General features: G+C 32.6%; 17 protein-coding genes. 13 read left to right on the forward strand and 4 right to left on the reverse strand.

The features are described from left to right. The first annotated feature begins 135 nt into the window (after nucleotides 1-135). The 6 genes from HM992_RS19230 (at nucleotide 136) to HM992_RS19255 (ending at nucleotide 6293) form a co-directional block, all read left to right on the forward strand. Nucleotides 136-339, forward strand: a complete 204-nt coding sequence (locus HM992_RS19230) for a membrane or secreted protein (RefSeq protein ID WP_178983597.1) — start codon at nucleotides 136-138, stop codon at nucleotides 337-339. 6 nt (nucleotides 340-345) lie between these two features. Continuing rightward, nucleotides 346-1458, forward strand: a complete 1113-nt coding sequence (locus HM992_RS19235) for a glycosyltransferase (RefSeq protein WP_179321218.1) — start codon at nucleotides 346-348, stop codon at nucleotides 1456-1458. Next, nucleotides 1449-1994 carry an RNA polymerase sigma factor gene (locus HM992_RS19240; protein WP_178983595.1) on the forward strand — a complete coding sequence of 182 codons (546 nt, stop codon included), beginning with the start codon at nucleotides 1449-1451 and terminating at the stop codon, nucleotides 1992-1994. Before HM992_RS19235 ends, HM992_RS19240 begins: the two co-directional genes overlap by 10 nt. Before the next feature lie 140 nt (nucleotides 1995-2134). Then, complete coding sequence (gene lipA / locus HM992_RS19245; protein ID WP_178983594.1) at nucleotides 2135-3007, forward strand: lipoyl synthase; 873 nt, start codon at nucleotides 2135-2137, stop codon at nucleotides 3005-3007. Then, nucleotides 3007-4002, forward strand: a complete 996-nt coding sequence (gap, locus tag HM992_RS19250; RefSeq protein ID WP_179321219.1) for a type I glyceraldehyde-3-phosphate dehydrogenase — start codon at nucleotides 3007-3009, stop codon at nucleotides 4000-4002. The genes lipA and gap overlap by 1 nt, the downstream gene beginning before the upstream one ends. A gap of 50 nt (nucleotides 4003-4052) precedes the next feature. Further along, nucleotides 4053-6293: an ATP-binding protein gene (locus tag HM992_RS19255; protein WP_178983592.1), complete on the forward strand. Its 2241-nt coding sequence runs from the start codon at nucleotides 4053-4055 to the stop codon at nucleotides 6291-6293. Here HM992_RS19255 and lpxK read toward each other — a convergent pair. Next, nucleotides 6286-7284 (reverse strand): tetraacyldisaccharide 4'-kinase, encoded by a 999-nt coding sequence (gene lpxK, locus HM992_RS19260; RefSeq protein ID WP_179321220.1) that lies wholly within the window; start codon nucleotides 7282-7284, stop codon nucleotides 6286-6288. The two genes, HM992_RS19255 and lpxK, sit on opposite strands and share 8 nt — an antisense overlap. A gap of 40 nt (nucleotides 7285-7324) precedes the next feature. Here lpxK and HM992_RS19265 point away from each other — a divergent pair, with 40 nt between their 5' ends. From HM992_RS19265 to msrA, 3 genes are all read left to right on the forward strand, one after another. After that, nucleotides 7325-8419, forward strand: a complete 1095-nt coding sequence (locus tag HM992_RS19265; protein ID WP_179321221.1) for a Nif3-like dinuclear metal center hexameric protein — start codon at nucleotides 7325-7327, stop codon at nucleotides 8417-8419. 2 nt (nucleotides 8420-8421) lie between these two features. Next, a complete protein-coding gene (locus HM992_RS19270) occupies nucleotides 8422-9207 on the forward strand; it encodes a zinc ribbon domain-containing protein (protein WP_178983589.1) in 786 nt (261 codons plus the stop codon). Nucleotides 9208-9336: 129 nt separating this feature from the next. Continuing rightward, nucleotides 9337-9999, forward strand: a complete 663-nt coding sequence (gene msrA, locus HM992_RS19275) for a peptide-methionine (S)-S-oxide reductase MsrA (RefSeq protein WP_179321222.1) — start codon at nucleotides 9337-9339, stop codon at nucleotides 9997-9999. Between the two features lie 57 nt (nucleotides 10000-10056). Here the strand turns inward: msrA and HM992_RS19280 are convergent, their stop codons facing one another. Beyond that, a complete protein-coding gene (locus HM992_RS19280) occupies nucleotides 10057-10944 on the reverse strand; it encodes a carboxypeptidase-like regulatory domain-containing protein (protein WP_179321223.1) in 888 nt (295 codons plus the stop codon). A gap of 58 nt (nucleotides 10945-11002) precedes the next feature. Then, on the reverse strand, nucleotides 11003-11812 hold the full coding sequence (locus HM992_RS19285) for a class I SAM-dependent methyltransferase (protein WP_179321224.1): 810 nt from the start codon (nucleotides 11810-11812) through the stop codon (nucleotides 11003-11005). A 42-nt stretch (nucleotides 11813-11854) separates the two neighbouring features. On the opposite strand from HM992_RS19285, the gene HM992_RS19290 reads away from it, so the two are divergent. Continuing rightward, a complete protein-coding gene (locus tag HM992_RS19290; protein ID WP_179321225.1) occupies nucleotides 11855-12544 on the forward strand; it encodes a hypothetical protein in 690 nt (229 codons plus the stop codon). A gap of 160 nt (nucleotides 12545-12704) precedes the next feature. Here HM992_RS19290 and HM992_RS19295 read toward each other — a convergent pair whose 3' ends face one another. After that, nucleotides 12705-14093, reverse strand: a complete 1389-nt coding sequence (locus tag HM992_RS19295; protein WP_178983584.1) for a sensor histidine kinase — start codon at nucleotides 14091-14093, stop codon at nucleotides 12705-12707. Between the two features lie 152 nt (nucleotides 14094-14245). Here HM992_RS19295 and kynU point away from each other — a divergent pair, with 152 nt between their 5' ends. From kynU to HM992_RS19310, 3 genes are all read left to right on the forward strand, one after another. Next, nucleotides 14246-15523: a kynureninase gene (gene kynU, locus HM992_RS19300; RefSeq protein WP_179321226.1), complete on the forward strand. Its 1278-nt coding sequence runs from the start codon at nucleotides 14246-14248 to the stop codon at nucleotides 15521-15523. A 267-nt stretch (nucleotides 15524-15790) separates the two neighbouring features. Beyond that, complete coding sequence (locus HM992_RS19305) at nucleotides 15791-17191, forward strand: FAD-dependent oxidoreductase (RefSeq protein ID WP_195806656.1); 1401 nt, start codon at nucleotides 15791-15793, stop codon at nucleotides 17189-17191. 91 nt (nucleotides 17192-17282) lie between these two features. Further along, nucleotides 17283-17720, forward strand: a complete 438-nt coding sequence (locus HM992_RS19310) for a RidA family protein (RefSeq protein WP_179321227.1) — start codon at nucleotides 17283-17285, stop codon at nucleotides 17718-17720. Nucleotides 17721-17745: the final 25 nt, after the last annotated feature.

Here is a 17745-nt window from a genome sequence, read left to right on the forward strand (position 1 = left end):
AAGGAAATAAATGTAAAAGCGTTATCTTTGCATTAAATTTTAAGCATTTTAATGAAACATCCTGAAATTTATCAGTTAGAAACGAATTTATAAGGGTGTTCCATTTGGCAATTAAAATATAATATATACAAACAGATGAAATTATTATTACTTACATTAGGATTATTAGCTTTAGCAGTAGCAGGAATCGCTATAAAAATATGGGCAAAAAAAGACGGCAAATTCGCAGGTACTTGTGCAAGCCAAAACCCTATGCTAAATAAAGAAGGTGAAGCTTGTGGTTTTTGCGGAAAATCGCCAGAAGAATATAAAGACTGTAGCGAACCTCAACATTCTTAAGCATTAATGGTAATTCCCTCAATACTATTTTATGTATTTATTGCCGTTGTTGGTATTCAAATAGTATATTATCTTAGTTTTCTCTTCTCTTTTGGCATCAAACGACCCGAAACACAACAAAAAAAGCATATTCCAATATCTGTCATTATCTGTGCTAAAAATGAAGCAGAAAATTTAAAGAAAAATATTCCTTTAATATTAAATCAAGAGTATTCAAATTTCGAAATTGTTTTAGTCAACGATAGTTCGTATGATGACACATTAGAAATCATGAAGGCTTTTGACGCTGAAAACAATAACATCAAACTTGTTGATGTAAAAACCAATGAGGCTTTTTGGGGAAATAAAAAATACGCACTTACTTTAGGTATTAAAGCTTCTAAGCATGATTTTTTAGTGTTTACTGATGCCGATTGTACACCAAACTCTAAACAATGGTTGGTACAAATGAGCAGTCATTTTTCAAATGAGAAATCTATCGTTTTAGGTTATGGAGCCTATGCTAAAAAGAAATTTTCATTCTTAAACCAACTTATACGATTTGAAACCGTAATGACGGCCTTACAGTATTTTTCTTATGCAAAAATGGGAATACCATACATGGGAGTTGGTCGCAACATGGCATACAGAAAAGAGTTATTCTTCAATAATTGTGGGTTTAGTAATCATATGTCTATTAAATCTGGCGATGACGATTTGTTTATAAATGAAGTATCTAATGCGTCTAACACAGCACTCAGTTACACAAAAGATAGTTTTACAATTTCTGAACCGAAAACAACTTTTAAAGAATGGATTCTTCAAAAAAGAAGACATATAAGTACTGCTAATTTTTACAAATTGAAGCATCAATTTTTATTAGGTCTATTTTATATTACGAACTTATTATTTTGGATTTTGGGAAGCGCTTTATTAATCATAGGGTTTTCTTGGCCATGGATTGCATCATTAGTTGGCTTACGCTTTGTAATTCAATGGTTATGTTTTGGGTTTACAGCGAAAAAGTTTCAAGAAACTGACCTCATTATTCTCATGCCAATTTTAGAATTATTTCTAATTACTACACAATTAAGTATCTTTATAGCTAATCTGATATCTAAGCCAAAACATTGGAAGTAAAAGAAGCCATAAACAAAGCCAAAAACAACAATCAAATTGCATTCAAATTTCTCCTAGACACCTATTGGAATGATGTTTATGCGTTTCAACTAAAACGCACCCTGAATGAAAATGATGCTGAAGACATAACCATTCAGACATTTTCTAAAGCTTTCGATAAAATTAACACGTATAACGAAGACTATAAGTTCAAAACTTGGCTGATTACTATTTCGAAAAATATTCATATTGATTTAGTTCGAAAACAGAAAAAAACAATCAATAACACGTCTAAAGATAACGAAGACAACTATTTTGATATCGTAGATGACTCTCCTACACCTGAAGATAAAATTATCACAGAGCAAAATCTAGCTAATCTTTTACGCGATATAAAAAAACTAAAACCTCATTATCAAGAAGTCATCAACTTACGTTATTTCAGAGAATTGAGTTACAAAGAAATTTCAGATGAATTGAAAGAGCCTATTAACAATGTAAAAGTAAAACTTCTGAGAGCTAAAAAATTATTAGCTGAAATTATTATTAAACGTTAACACTTTCAACTCGTAAAAATCTTGAATAACTAATCATTTTGAGGCGCTGATTGTTTATGATTCATATTTGACTCCCTCTATTTCAGTAAATCTTTTTTATTATTTACTTTGTATCTTTGCTCGTAGAAATTGATAATTGCATGGATACAAAAGTTGCTTCAAATATTTTACCAGAACGTAAACCAAAATGGCTAAGAGTAAAATTACCTACAGGTAAAAAATACACAGAACTCAGAACCTTAGTAGACAAGTATAAACTAAATACAATTTGCACCTCTGGAAGTTGCCCAAACATGGGTGAATGTTGGGGCGAAGGCACAGCGACGTTTATGATTTTAGGAAACGTTTGCACGCGTTCTTGTGGATTTTGTGGTGTAAAAACAGGACGACCAGAAACGGTCGATTGGGATGAACCAGAAAAAGTAGCACGATCTATAAAACTGATGCAAATTAAACATGCCGTTTTAACAAGTGTAGATCGCGATGACCTTAAAGACATGGGAAGCATTATGTGGGCTGAAACCGTAAAAGCGGTACGACGCATGAATCCTGAAACGACTCTTGAAACCCTAATTCCAGATTTTCAGGGTATTGAAAAACACATCGATCGTATTATTGATGTCGCACCAGAAGTTGTTTCTCATAATATTGAAACTGTAAGACGCTTAACACGAGATGTTAGAATACAAGCGCAGTATGATCGCAGTATGGGAGTTTTGAAATACTTAAAATCCCAAGGACAGCGTAGAACCAAATCTGGTATTATGTTAGGTTTAGGAGAAGAACGTGATGAAGTTATTCAAACACTGCACGATTTAAGAGCTCAAGATGTTGATGTCGTTACAATCGGACAATATTTACAACCCAGTAAAAAGCATTTACCAGTAAAGCAGTTTATCAACCCAGATCAGTTTGATGAATATAAAGCTATTGGTTTAGAATTAGGCTTTAGACATGTTGAAAGTAGCGCATTAGTAAGATCATCATACAAAGCACAAAAACATATCAACTAATGATTACGATAGCCATTAACGGTTTTGGTAGAATTGGCCGTCGTGTATTTAGACTAGCTTTAGAACATCCACAAATTTGTGTGGTTGGTGTAAATGATTTAGCTGATTCAAGAACCTTAAGCCACTTATTAAAATACGATAGTATTCATGGTGTTTTAAAAGAGACCGTTTCTTACGATGAGCATCATATAATAGTGAATGATGTTTCAATCCCATTATATAGAGAATCTCATCCAAAAAACATCAATTGGTCTAAAATTGAACCCGATTTTGTAATAGAATCTACTGGTAAATTCAAAACAAAAGCAGACCTTCAATGTCATATTACAAATGGCGCAAAACGTGTTATTCTATCTGTCCCAGCTTTGGAAGATGAAATCAAAACCATTGTTTTGGGTGTTAATGATAACACGTTAACAGGCTCTGAAACAATTATATCAAATGCATCGTGTACTACTAATAATGCAGCTCCGATGATAGCTTTAATTAAAGAACATCTTGGTATAAAACAAGCATACATAACCACAATACATTCCTATACTACAGACCAAAGCTTACACGATCAGCCTCATAAAGACTTAAGACGTGCAAGAGCTGCAGGGCAATCAATTGTACCAACCACCACAGGAGCCGCTAAAGCGCTGACAAAGATTTTCCCTGATTTATCAGATGTTATAGGTGGTTGTGGTATTAGAGTACCTGTGGCAAACGGTTCATTAACGGATATTACAATAAATGTTAAAAAACCTACAACTATTAAAGCTGTTAATGATATATTTAAAAATGCAGCTAATAGTCACCTAAAAGGCATTTTAGAATACACCGAAGACCCTATTGTATCTATTGATATTGTTGGTAATCCACACTCTTGTATTTTTGATGCACAAATGACTTCTGTGATAGGAAACATGGTAAAAATAGTAGGTTGGTACGATAATGAAACAGGGTATAGCTCAAGGATTTTAGATTTAATTTGCAATTTATCGGACAAATAATCACTTTTGTCGAATAAATAATTATATTTGTTCAAATTAAAGTGAGCTGAATGTCCCAGATCAAATATTACATATTTGTTTTTTTAGCATGTTTTTGTAGTCTTATTTTCGCGCAACAAGATGTCGCTGAAGATAGAGACATGCTCTCTTTGAGATTAAAAGAACATCTAAACCAAGCCAAACTAGACAATGACCGAGGCAATTATTATAATGCCAAGGATAATTTGGATAAGGCATTGGTTATAGCCGAAAAAATTGACGACAAGTCTAGTCAGGGTACAATTCACACCAAAATTGCTAAAGTTCAATTTTTCGTCGGTGAGAAAGACCAAGCTACTATTTCACTTAGCAAAGCCATTCAAATCCAACGAGATAACAATGACTATAGCAACCTTGCTATTACCTATAATATTAAAGGTGTCATTTTTAGCACACAACAGGAATACGACAAAGCACTAACCTATTACAATTCTGCAAAAAACTTATTTGAACAAGTAGATAGAGAAGAGTATATTTCAGAAGTTACACTTAACGAAGCTAAAGCATATATTGCACAAGAAGACTATGAAAAAGCTAAAACAAAGTTAGAAAAAACCATAATTTTAGCTAAAAAATATGACCAAAAGCGTCTTTTAAGCAGTGCTTTAATTCAAAGTGGAAAAGTCTATAGTGCCCTTAACAATCCAAAAATAGCCTTATCTCAAATCGAAGAAGGTCTGTCTATTGCCCTATCACAAAAGATTATAGAAAATGTAAATGAAGCTTATATAAAACTAAGTGACATTCATGAAAAAAATGGAAGCTATAAACTTGCTCATGAATACATCAAAAAACATATTCATTTATCTGACTCCATATTAAATGTAAAGCGAGAAAACATAGTATCTGGTATTTCTGGACAATCCATTAATAATTATAAAGATGCTGAAAATGCGCAACTAAAGGCACAAATCACAGACATAAATGCAGAAAGTGCATTTACAAGAATAACTACAATACTTAGTATTGCATTAATTACGATCTTATCACTATTAACTTTATCACTGTATAAAAACAATAATATAAGACTGAATACCAACACTATGCTTCATAAAAAGAATGATGAACTTATTGTTGCCAAAGAAAAAGCAGAATTAGCTTCTAAAACAAAAGCTAACTTCTTATCTACCGTTACCCATGAGTTGCGTACTCCATTATATGCTGTAACCGGACTCACAAATATGCTATTAGATGAAGATCCAAAAGATCATCAAATTCCACATTTAAAATCTTTAAAATTTTCTGGAGATTACCTATTAACCTTTATCAACGATATACTTCAAATCAATAAAATTGAAGCCAATAAAGTTGAGATAGACCCAGAACATTTTAACCTTAGAAACAAATTAGAGAACGTCATCTCGGCACTTAGCAACTCAGCGAAGGATCAAGACACTAAAATTCATTTTGAATATGAAAATGGTTTGCCAGAAACATTTGTTGGTGACCAATTAAAGATTTCCCAAATCTTAATTAACCTACTCGGAAATGCTATTAAATTCACAAAAGATGGAGACATCTGGGTGAGAGCAAGTAAAATTGATCTAAAAGACAATGTGTACAAGCTTCGCTTCGAAATTGAAGATAATGGTATTGGTATTACAAAAGAAAAACAAGACCACATGTTTGAGAGCTTTTCTCAAGGCTCTGTACAAATTAACAGAAAGTATGGAGGTACTGGTTTAGGTTTATCTATTGTAAAAGGACTAATTCAAATTCTTAAAGGAACAATCCATTTAAAGAGTGAGCTTGGTAAAGGCACAACATTCTTTTTCGAAATCCCTTTAAAATATGATGAAGTTGTAGACAAAACTGAGGTAGTAGAAGTTAAAAAAGTAAATAAGATGGAAGGATTGGACTTAAGCAACGTTAAGATTCTAATTGTAGAAGATAACAAAATCAATCAAATGATTACCAAAAAGATTCTAAATAAAATGAATCTCTATTGTGATGTGGTTGATAATGGAGAGGCTGCAGTAGAACAAGTAAAAGAAGTGGCGTACGATGTTGTTTTAATGGACATACACATGCCAGGTATAAGTGGATTAGAAGCCACAAAAATCATTAGAACATTCGATAAAGAACTCACCATTTTTGCTCTAACAGCAGTGACATTAGAAGACAAAATGCACGAGTTTGGCGACGCTGGTTTTGATGATATTATTTCTAAACCGTTTAAACAAGATGATTTCGAAGATAAACTACATGCTGCATTGTCTGGAGAAAAAATAGTATCTAGCTTCTTTAGCTAATAAAGCTTTTTACCGCTGCGTTGAATTGTGCAGCATTATCTATTTTTATTTCAATAGGAATATAATACAATTTACCATCTAAACTTTTATGACTGCTTAACCTCACATAATCCTTTTCTGTTGTAATTATTAATGATTTTGAAGCCAAATCTTCAATATCAGTAGTTCTAAAATTATAATGATCACTAAATTCTAGATGATCGAATTTCAATCCTTTCTCAACTAAAAAATCAACTAATGGATTCGCATTGGCTATTCCAGTAACTAAGGTGAATTTTGGAAGCTTAGTTAACTCAAGTGAATCTGACTCTGACAATACATCCACAGCATAATCCACATAGCTAAAAAATAACTGCTGATTACTTTTAATTTTTAATTTAGAAGTGATTTTTTTCTTTTCCCCTTCCGAAATATCTTTATGACACTTAGTAACCACAATTAAATCGGCCCGATTAGCGCCAGACCTCGGCTCTCTTAAATTACCCGAAGGCAAAACGATATCTTTATAATAAAGATTATTGTAAGCGGTTAAAAGAATATTAAATCCAGCTTTTACTTTTCTATGTTGAAAGGCATCATCCAATAAAATAACTTCTGGCTGAAGTTTTAATGCTCTAAGTGCTTTAATTCCATTTTGCCTATCCGCATCAACAGCAACGGTAACTTCTTGAAACTTTCTATGAAACTGAAAAGGTTCGTCTCCAATAGTATCTGCATTAGCATTTTCATCTGCTAAAATAAAACCTTCTGTTTTTCGTTTGTAACCTCTACTTAATGTAGCAACCGACTTTTCATCTTTTAAAAGTCGAATTAAATACTCTATCATTGGTGTTTTTCCTGTTCCACCTGTACTAAGGTTTCCGACACAAATTATAGGAAAATCATAAGATTTAGACGATTTTATACCTAAATCAAACAACCTATTTCTTAACCAAGTAATTACGAAATAAATGGGTACAATAGGAAACAATATGATGCGGATAATCTTCACGAGCACTAAATTATATTATTTTTGAAACAAATATACACTTATGATTATACAAGACGTAATTAATCACTTACACAACTTAGCTCCATTGGCTTATGCTGAAGATTTTGACAACGTAGGACTTTTAGTTGGTGATAAAAATGAAAACGTGTCAGGTATTCTTGTTACATTAGATACGCTTGAAGCCGTTGTAGATGAAGCCATTGAAAATGACTGCAATCTTATAGTAAGCTTCCACCCTATTATATTTTCAGGTTTAAAAAAAATAACCGGAAAAACGTATGTAGAACGTGTTGTCATAAAAGCCATTCAGCATAACATTGCTATATTTTCTATTCACACCGCTTTAGACAATGCACTACAAGGCGTAAATTCAATTATATGTGATCAATTAGGATTGACGAATAAAAAAATTCTCATCCCGCAATCTGGCACAATTAAAAAATTACAAACCTACGTTCCAAATGCAAATGCAGAAGCGTTAAGAACGGCATTGTTTAATACAGGAGCAGGAAATATTGGCAATTACGAATCGTGTAGTTTTAATGTTGAAGGGGAAGGTACTTATTTAGGAAATGAAAATTCTAATCCTGTAATTGGTAAAAAAGGTGAATTACATACAGAAAAGGAAGTGGCAATTTCTGTGACATTCAAAAAACATTTAGAATCTAAAGTATTACAAACACTTTTTGAAGCGCATCCTTATGAAGAGGTTGCATATGAAATTTCAACCTTAGAGAACACCAATCAACACATCGGAATAGGCATGATTGGTGAGTTGGAGAATGTCATGGAAACCGAAGATTGCCTTAAATTCATTAAAAACAACATGAATACCGAATGTATTAGACATTCAAAACCATTAAATAAACCAATTAAACGCATTGCTGTTTTAGGTGGTTCAGGTAGTTTTGCTATTTCGGCCGCAAAAGCTGCTAATGCTGATATTTTGGTGACTGCCGACTTAAAATATCACGATTTTTTTAGTGCAGAAAATGATATCGTATTGGCTGATATTGGGCATTATGAAAGCGAACAATTCACAAAATCGTTTTTAGTAGACTATCTCTCGAAAAAAATCACTAATTTTGCAATCATTTTATCAAAGACAAATACAAATCCGATAAAGTATTTATAATTATGGCAAAAAAAGCTGAAGTTTCTGTTGAAGAGCGATTAAGAGCACTATATGATTTACAATTAATTGACTCTAGAGTAGACGAAATAAGAAATGTCAGAGGAGAACTTCCTTTAGAAGTTAGAGATCTAGAAGACGAGGTTGAAGGACTTAACTTAAGAATGGAAAAGCTAAATGATAGCCTAACTATTATTGATGACGAGATTAAAGGTAAGAAAAACCTAATCGAAGAAGCAAAAACTTTGATTAAAAAATACAGTGAGCAACAGAAAAATGTTAGAAATAACAGAGAATACAACTCATTAACTAAAGAAATTGAATTTCAAGAATTGGAAATTCAATTAGCTGAAAAGCACATTAAAGAATTTAAAGTTCAGATAGAACAGAAAAAAGAAGTTATTTCTGAAACTAAAGATCGTTTAAAAGATCGTACTGCGCATTTAAAGCACAAAAAAGGAGAGCTTAACGAAATCTTGAAGGAAACTGAAAAAGAAGAAGAAGCGCTTAACGATAAATCTTTAGATTTTCAAAAGAAGATTGATGAACGTTTAGTTAAAGCTTACCAAAGAATTAGAAACAACGTTAAAAATGGTTTAGCTGTTGTTGCTATTGAGCGTGGTGCTTCTGGTGGGTCTTTCTTTACTATTCCTCCACAAATACAAGTAGAAATTGCTTCTCGTAAGAAAGTAATTACTGATGAACATAGTGGTCGTATCCTTGTAGATGCTGATTTAGCGGAAGAAGAAAAAGTAAAAATGAATAAATTATTTGCTAAACTTAGTAAATAAGCATACTACACATAATATATCTAAGCCTTTGCATTTGCAGAGGCTTTTTTTATTTAAGATAATTTTAGAATAATTAGACTTAAGGAATCGTAACTTCTAACGACTATTAAAAGAAAGAAAAATCAAAATATGAGAAAGTTACTAAGCATTTTAACCATCACTTTATTATTCAGTTGTCACAATCAAGCACAAACAAATCCTAAGCAACAAGCTATTATAGATGCAGAACCCGTAGTTGTACCATTAAAAGATGGTAAAGCTAGAGCCTATTTTGCTAGTGGCTGTTTTTGGTGTGTTGAAGCTGTTTATGAAAGCGTAAAAGGTGTTGAGGAATCTATTTCAGGCTATGCTGGTGGACATACAGAAAACCCAACTTATGAAGCAAGCAATACCGGTAAAACAGGCCATGCAGAAGCTGTAGAGATAATTTATGACCCTAAAGTTATTAGTTTTTCAGAATTAGTTGATGTCTATTTTGGTTCTCAAAATCCCACTCAAGTTAATGGTCAAGGTCCTGATCATGGATCACAGTATCGTTCTATAATCTTTTACCAAAACGATGAGCAAAAGAAAATTATAGAAGATAAAAAAGCGGCTTTAGCTAAAGAATTAGATGCTACCATTGCTGCAGAAGTCTATCCGTTTCAAAAGTTTTGGGTTGGAGAAGATTATCATCAAAATTATGAACGACTTCATCCTAATCAAGGTTATATAAGAAATGTATCTGTTCCTCGTTTGAATAAGTTTAAGTCAAAGTTTCCTGAGTTATTAAAGGATGATGCGAAGCATTAGTATTTTAGACCTATCAGGTTTTGAACATCTGATAGGTCTTAAAATATTGTAAAAAACTTATTCCGAAATATACTCCACTTCAACACCTATCATAGGATTTAAAACCCCAACTTTAGTGCGTTTGGGGTTTTTATATTTTATTGATCCATCTCTCCATCCTGTATTATGATAATTAGACCAAGTTTGCAGATCTTTCTCTTCCGTAAAGGTATATCCATATCTTGGTCCAAAATAAGCGTACTTTTTCACTTTCCCTGATGTATTTACCATTTCTACACCAACACAAATTCCATTTTTAGGGAATCTAATTCCTAAATCTTTTACATCAACCCAAAGTTTATATTTTTTATTTTTAGGTTTCACATATAAATTTTCATGATATAACAACTTACCAGGAGAATTAGTTATCGAATCAAATTCATAAAACTTAAGATTAAAGGTTGCTATATATTCAGCATCTTTTCGTTTTTTAAGATTTATATAAACGCTATTAACTTTACCTGTTTTGTATTTGGGGTTTTCTATTAAAACAGTAGTTTCATAACCAATTAAGGACGTAACACCCATATTTCCGTCTCTTTTTTCGCCTAGAATCTCTTTCTCACCATATTTTATTCTTTTACTAGAAATGACGACTTCATCCAAATTCTCAATTTCAGGCTCTAAGAAAATTTCAAGTATCACATCCGTTTTAAAACTAGTAGCAGGCAATAGCCTAGATTTATAACCTATAGTTGAAATTTTTAAAGTATCACTATTTATGTTTTTAATTTTCAATTCAAAATCCCCAAACTCATTAGCATAAGTTCCTTTTCCATTTTTTAAAACAACATTCGCATAAGCGATAGATTCCCCTGTTAATTTATCTTTTACAATACCTTTAATCGCTTGAGCAGAACAAAGGTTAATTGTCAGGAAAAGGATTAATAAATTAATTATTTTCATGTTCGAAATTATTTTTTTTTGATAGAATGTTAGATTTTACAGTTTTCCCATTTAGGAATTAGAGAACCTTTTTTTTCGTAGCCTTCAATTCGAAAATCATAGGAAACAATTGATTTTTCATTTTATACATTCCTGATTCTGTCTTAATCAAATCCGGAAAAACATCATACGGACTTTCATCATATTCATTGAGGTACTCAATTTGTAATCCGACTTCAATAAGTGAATTAACTATTTCGCCTAAGCCATGATTCCACCCATACTCTTTACTTATCATTTTTGAATCTTGATTCGCATAAGTCCCTTCATATTCGTCATAAATCACATCATCCTGACTATAATGATATGTCATTTTAGGTTGTCCATCCATATAATCAAACATCCACGCAATAGGATGAAATTCCACAATATAAAATGTCCCTCCTAATTTGAGTCGTTCTGAAATCATTTTTGCCCAAGGTTTTAAATCGGGTAACCAACCAATAGTTCCGTAGCTTGTAAAAACAATATCAAAAGTATCTGAAATATGTTTAGAAGTATCCAAAACATTACAACAGACAAACTCAGCATCAAGTTGTAATTCATCATTTAATTGTTTTGCTAATTTCACTCCTTCATCACTCAAATCTACTCCAACACACTTGGCTCCCATCCGACTCCAACTCAATGTATCTTGGCCAAAATGGCATTGTAGGTGCAAAAGAGACTTTCCACTAACATCACCTAAAGCGTTCAACTCATAAGGCATCAGAGAGGATTTCCCTTTTTTAAAAGCATCCATATCGTACATGTCACTTTGCGCATGTATGGCTACTTTTTTGTTCCAAGTCGCTTTATTAACTTCAAAATAATTAGCGTCGTCATTCATGGTTGATTAATTTAGCCTGTAATTTACCATATCTTTTTTAATATGAAATCATTATATCTTGGTCTTATATGTTTACTACTTTTTTCAACTTGCAAATCTGATAAATCCGAATCACGTTTAAAAGAAATCCATAAAGAACCAACTGTTGCTCGAAAAATTGCTAACGCACATGGTTTTGAAAATTGGAAGAATGTCTTTGAAGTAAAATTTACTTTTCAAGTCGATAGAGACACTATAAAAGGTAAAAGGCGATCTTGGACTTGGAATCCAAAAACTAAAAATGTTAGTATGGTGACTGAAACACAAACTGTGAGTTACACTTTAAATGCGATAGACAGCACAAGTATAGACACTGATAGAGCTTTTATAAACGATAAGTTTTGGTTGTTAATACCGTTTCAATTGGTTTGGAACACCTCTACAACCATTTCTGAACCAACAAAAGCTGAAGCTCCAATTAGTAAAAATCAGTTAAATCTTATCACACTAACTTACCCAAATAAAGGAGGTTATACTCCAGGAGATGCTTATGACATATTTTATAGCGATGATTTCATTATTAAAGAATGGGTCTTTAGAAAAGGAAATTCTGAAGAACCGACAATGGCAACCACCTTTGAAAACTATAAAGATTATAAAGGCATTAAAATTGCAACAGACCACAAAATGGACGGTGGCAACTGGAATCTAAATTTCACTGAAGTAAGTATTACTTTGGTTGGACAAAAATAAGACTGTATTTTTACAGCCTAAAATGTAAGATTCGCGTTCTAAGTTTTGACTTAAAAACGCATAGCTTACATTTTCCGCCTTTTGGCGCCTATTATATATGTAAAGCACTTCAATTATTATATTGAAGTGCTTTTTTCTTGAGGTATATAAAACCCCAGATTTAAACGTTTTGCATATTAATAGGGATATTAAACCTAATAGACGTTCCTACTCCCGTTTCACTTTCTAATACCAAATTCCCTCCTAGCATTTCTACGTAAGCTTTCGATATAGACAATCCAATTCCAGAACCATGTAAGCCATTCCTGTTATTGACATCAACCTGATAAAAAGGATTAAAAATAGACTCTTTTTTATCTTCAGGAATTCCAACACCAGTATCTTTAATAAAAAATTCTAATTGAGAAGCTGTATTATTTAAACTACAACTAAGAAAAATACTATCACCTTTGGCAGTATACTTTATTGCATTTTCTATTAAATGTTTTAAAATGGCTATAAACTTATTACTATCAGAATTTATTTGACTATTCTTTTGTGGGACGAAATTAGTTAAAGTAAACTGAACATTTTTTAATTCCGCTTCTGGCAAAAACAATTTGTAAATATCTTGAATGCAATCGTTAACATTAAATAACGATGTTTTAACCTGCATAAGTCCAGTTTCTATTTTAGAGATATTCAGAATATCTGTAATAACATCTAGTAGTTCATTACCATTACTTTCAATTACACTTACATATTCCTGATACTCTTCATCTTCTAATTGGTATGATTTTAAAAGTTCAGCACTACCCAAAATGCCATACATGGGAGTTCTAATTTCATGACTCATATTGGACATAAATGCAGATTTTAACTTATCTGACTCCTCAGCGCGCTCCTTAGCAATGATTACATTTCGATGTTTTTCTAGAAGCTCATCTTGTAATTCATTTTCTCTTAATAACGCATTATGCAAATGGTCTATTAAAAACGAAACTGAAAGCACTGTAAGTAACCCGAAAACAACATTATTAATAAAAACAACAAATAATATTTCTATTGGAGACTCCGTAAAAAAACGAATATCTATCCACTTTACATAATCAATAAATAATATAATAGCATAAAACACTGCAGATAACAAAACAGAATTAACACCAGCTTTCTTCCCACTATAAAGCGTTATTAAAATACTAAGCATAAAGAGTAAAATAGTTCCATTACCATTCAGCCCTAAATCAATAATTAAAGCAAAAGACAGCACAAATAAATTAATAGAAAATATAGTTTTTTTTGTTGTTAAAAGCATTCTTTTATTAAGAACCAAAAACGACATTACTAAAACAGCTACGGTATCTATAACAAAAACAAACCATTTATCTAAAGCAATAGCCATACCTGCACTAGGAATATAGGATATTAAACTTAACACAAGAGTTAATATTAAGATAGAGACAAACAATTTATCTCTAAAATAAGTTAAGTCGTCTTTCTCTTTTACATTAGAAAAACCACTATACTCAATATACCATTGGTGATAGGGTGACCAAAGTTTTTTCAGCATATACAATTAATTAGGGACTATCTTTTTAGCCAGAAAAATATGCGCAAAACTATTTAATTCTTTTTAATTATATCATACTTTCTGATATAATCGATTAACGGAAATTTAATAAAATAATGCTATTTTTGTTACAATCCGAAAAACCTTTCAAATTGTCCAACTACAAATTAGGTCTTGACTATGCAAAAAAACAAGACGAATTAGACGAATTATCTAGCTACAGAGCACAATTTCATATTCCAAAAGACAAACATGGAAATGACATTATATACCTATGTGGCAACTCATTAGGCCTACAACCAAAATCAACCAAGGCTTATATCGATCAAGAATTAGAAGATTGGGCAAATCTCGGAGTAGAAGGTCATACTGATGCTAAAAATCCTTGGTTACCTTATCATGAATTTTTAACGGAGGCTACAGCAAAGCTTGTTGGCGCAAAACCTATTGAAGTGGTCACTATGAACTCTTTAACTGCAAATTTGCACTTTATGATGGCTTCCTTTTATAAACCAACAAAGGAACGTTATAAAATTCTCATAGAGAGTGATGCTTTTCCTTCCGATAAATATGCTGTAGAGTCACAATTACGTCATCATGGTTACGATGATAAAGAAGGTTTAATCTTATGGAAACCAAGAGAAGGCGAAGAATTACTAAATTATGAAGATTTAGAAACCATTCTCGAAGCGCACGGAAATGAAATTGCACTTATTATGGTTGGAGGCGTCAATTATTACACCGGTCAATTTTTCGATTTTAAACGGATCACAAAGCTTGGTCACAGTTACGGTTGTAAAGTTGGATTTGATTGCGCACATGGAGCCGGAAACGTCGATTTAGATTTACATAATTCCGGAGCCGATTTTGCCGTTTGGTGTACGTATAAATACATGAATTCTGGACCAGGAAGTTTATCGGGTTGTTTTGTTCATGAGAGACATGCCTATGATAAAACCTTAAATCGATTTACAGGTTGGTGGAGCCACAATAAAGATACACGTTTTAATATGCGACATGAGTTTGATGTGTTACCAGGAGCCGAAGGTTGGCAACTCAGTAATCCACCAATTTTATCCATGGCAGCTATAAAAGCTTCTTTAGATATGTTTCATGAAGTCGGATTTGATAAAATTCTAAAAAAATCGAAAAAACTAACTGGTTATTTCGAGTTTTTACTGAAGCAATTAGGCGAAGATACCATTAGAATTATCACTCCAGAAAATCCCGATGAACGCGGTTGCCAATTATCTATTCAAGTATTAAATGCAGATAAATCATTACACGACAAATTAACCGAAGCTGGAGTTATTAGCGATTGGCGAGAACCTGATGTGATTAGATGTGCACCAATTCCGTTGTACAATTCATTTGAAGATGTGTATTTGATGGTTGAAAAAATGAAAACAATATTAAAAAGCCCATCTTAGTTATTTAGCAAAAAAGGAACTGGAATGGATTTATTAACACAAATAGAATACTGATTGAATTAAGAACGGAATAATTAAACTATCAAGTCCTAAATCAATTCGGATAATTGAACATCAATTTGCAGAAATAGAGAGCGAAAAAGCGGAACTGCGAAGCAAAGCTTCAAGCATGAAGCTTTGAAAGCGAATGTTTCGAAGGAATTTCCTCAGATTGATTGTGATTTTTGGTTCGTTTGCATCAAGGCAAATGAACAGAAAAATAAATATATGATTAACAAAAAACAAAACATATTAATTATCGGCGCAGGACTCTGCGGAAGCCTACTAGCCTTAAGATTAGGACAAAGAGGCTACAACGTTACTGTTTACGAAATGCGTCCAGACTTAAGAAAAACAGATATCTCTGCAGGTCGTTCTATAAATTTAGCATTTTCAGACAGAGGTAACAAAGCCATGAAACTTGTTGGCATTGAAGACAAAGTAAAGGAACTTTGCATACCAATGAATGGCAGAATGATTCATGATAAAGACGGCAACACTTTTTTATCAAATTATAGTGGACGCGAGCATCAATATATTAATTCAATTTCGAGAGGGGAATTAAACGCATTACTTTTAAATGAAGCCGAAAAGCATGACAATGTAAAAATTTATTTCAACAGAAAATGTAAATCTGTAGATTTTGAAAAAACTACTGCTTTATTTGAAGATTACAACTCTAAAGAAGAATTCATAGAAGATGCGGATTGTATCATAGCAACAGACGGAGCAGGTTCTGCACTTAGAAAAAGTTATTACCTTGGAAAGAAATTTCTATTCAGCTTTTCGCAAGATTATTTAAGTCATGGTTATAAAGAATTAAGCATTCTACCAACAGAAAACGGCGACTATAAAACCTACAAAAACGCATTACATATTTGGCCTAGAAGTAGTTTTATGCTAATTGCCTTACCAAATTTAGATGGTAGTTTTACAGTCACACTATTTTTAAGTTATGCTGAAGGCGAATACAATTTCAATAATTTAACGACACCAGAATTAGTTACGGAATTCTTCCAAAAAGAGTTTTCAGATGCTTTAGCAATTATGCCCAATTTAGTGGATGATTTTTTCGAAAACCCCACAGCTGCATTAGGAACCGTAAAATGTTCACCTTGGCATTATAAAGGAAACACACTACTGATGGGAGATTCTGCACATGCTATTGTGCCTTTTTATGGTCAAGGTATGAATGCCTCTTTTGAAGATGTGGTTGAATTTGATAAAGTTTTAGACGAAAATTTAGAAAACTGGGAAGCTACTTTTACAGCTTACGAAAAAAATCGAAAGAAAGACACAGATGCCATTGCCGATTTAGCGATAGATAATTTCCACGAAATGAAAGGTCACGTATCAAATCCTATTTTTCAAGAAAAACGAAAAATTGAAATGGCTCTAGAAAAAGAGTTTCCAATGGAATACGATTCTAAATATAGTTTAGTAACTTTCAACGCAACGGTAGGCTACAGAGAAGCCATGTTAAGAGGAAGAGCTCAGGATAAAGCGATTTTAAATATGTTAACGGATAAAATTATTTCACCCGAAGATAATTTAAAAGAGATTTTAGAAAAAGTAAAAACAGAAACTGAAGCTATTTTAGAAGATGATAAAATTGCTGGATTGCATTAGCAATTTTGTCATTCCGCACCTGATGCGGAATCCATTATAAATTGGAGTTGAATTAAATAAAGATTCCTGCCTACGCAGGAATGACAATAACATGAGTAACACAGATAACAAGACTCCTGCTTCTTCAGGAACAGGTGTAACACCAAGAGGAGCTTATCCACACGTAAAGCAAGTCGGAGACTTCATATTCGTTTCGGGTACAAGTTCTAGACGCGCAGATAACACCATAGCAGGCGTTGACTTAATCGACGACATGGGAACAAAACGTTTAAACGCATACACCCAAACCCAAGAAGTTCTAAAAAACATAGAAAAGAACTTAGCAAAAGTTGGAGCCAGCTTAAAAGATGTGGTAGATGTGACCTCTTTTTTAGTCAACATGAATGACTTTGCTGACTATAATAAAGCCTACGGAGAATTCTTTGAAAAAGAAACAGGACCAACCAGAACAACAGTTGCAGTGCATCAGTTACCGCATCCGGATTTGGTGGTGGAGATTAAGGTTATGGCTTATAAGAAGAAAGATTAAAGAACCAAGAGCCAAGAAATATACA

The sequence above is a fragment of the Winogradskyella helgolandensis genome (assembly GCF_013404085.1).
GTDB lineage: Bacteria > Bacteroidota > Bacteroidia > Flavobacteriales > Flavobacteriaceae > Winogradskyella > Winogradskyella helgolandensis.

What these genes read in the sequence shown, in the direction of transcription:
- HM992_RS19230 (WP_178983597.1), top strand. Translation starts at nt 136, where the DNA reads ATGAAATTATTATTACTTACATTAGGATTATTAGCTTTAGCAGTAGCA.
- HM992_RS19235 (WP_179321218.1), top strand. Translation starts at nt 346, where the DNA reads ATGGTAATTCCCTCAATACTATTTTATGTATTTATTGCCGTTGTTGGT.
- lipA (WP_178983594.1), top strand. Translation starts at nt 2,135, where the DNA reads ATGGATACAAAAGTTGCTTCAAATATTTTACCAGAACGTAAACCAAAA.
- gap (WP_179321219.1), top strand. Translation starts at nt 3,007, where the DNA reads ATGATTACGATAGCCATTAACGGTTTTGGTAGAATTGGCCGTCGTGTA.
- HM992_RS19255 (WP_178983592.1), top strand. Translation starts at nt 4,053, where the DNA reads ATGTCCCAGATCAAATATTACATATTTGTTTTTTTAGCATGTTTTTGT.
- HM992_RS19265 (WP_179321221.1), top strand. Translation starts at nt 7,325, where the DNA reads ATGATTATACAAGACGTAATTAATCACTTACACAACTTAGCTCCATTG.
- HM992_RS19270 (WP_178983589.1), top strand. Translation starts at nt 8,422, where the DNA reads ATGGCAAAAAAAGCTGAAGTTTCTGTTGAAGAGCGATTAAGAGCACTA.
- msrA (WP_179321222.1), top strand. Translation starts at nt 9,337, where the DNA reads ATGAGAAAGTTACTAAGCATTTTAACCATCACTTTATTATTCAGTTGT.
- HM992_RS19280 (WP_179321223.1), bottom strand. Translation starts at nt 10,944, where the DNA reads ATGAAAATAATTAATTTATTAATCCTTTTCCTGACAATTAACCTTTGT.
- HM992_RS19285 (WP_179321224.1), bottom strand. Translation starts at nt 11,812, where the DNA reads ATGAATGACGACGCTAATTATTTTGAAGTTAATAAAGCGACTTGGAAC.
- HM992_RS19290 (WP_179321225.1), top strand. Translation starts at nt 11,855, where the DNA reads ATGAAATCATTATATCTTGGTCTTATATGTTTACTACTTTTTTCAACT.
- HM992_RS19295 (WP_178983584.1), bottom strand. Translation starts at nt 14,093, where the DNA reads ATGCTGAAAAAACTTTGGTCACCCTATCACCAATGGTATATTGAGTAT.
- HM992_RS19305 (WP_195806656.1), top strand. Translation starts at nt 15,791, where the DNA reads ATGATTAACAAAAAACAAAACATATTAATTATCGGCGCAGGACTCTGC.
- HM992_RS19310 (WP_179321227.1), top strand. Translation starts at nt 17,283, where the DNA reads ATGAGTAACACAGATAACAAGACTCCTGCTTCTTCAGGAACAGGTGTA.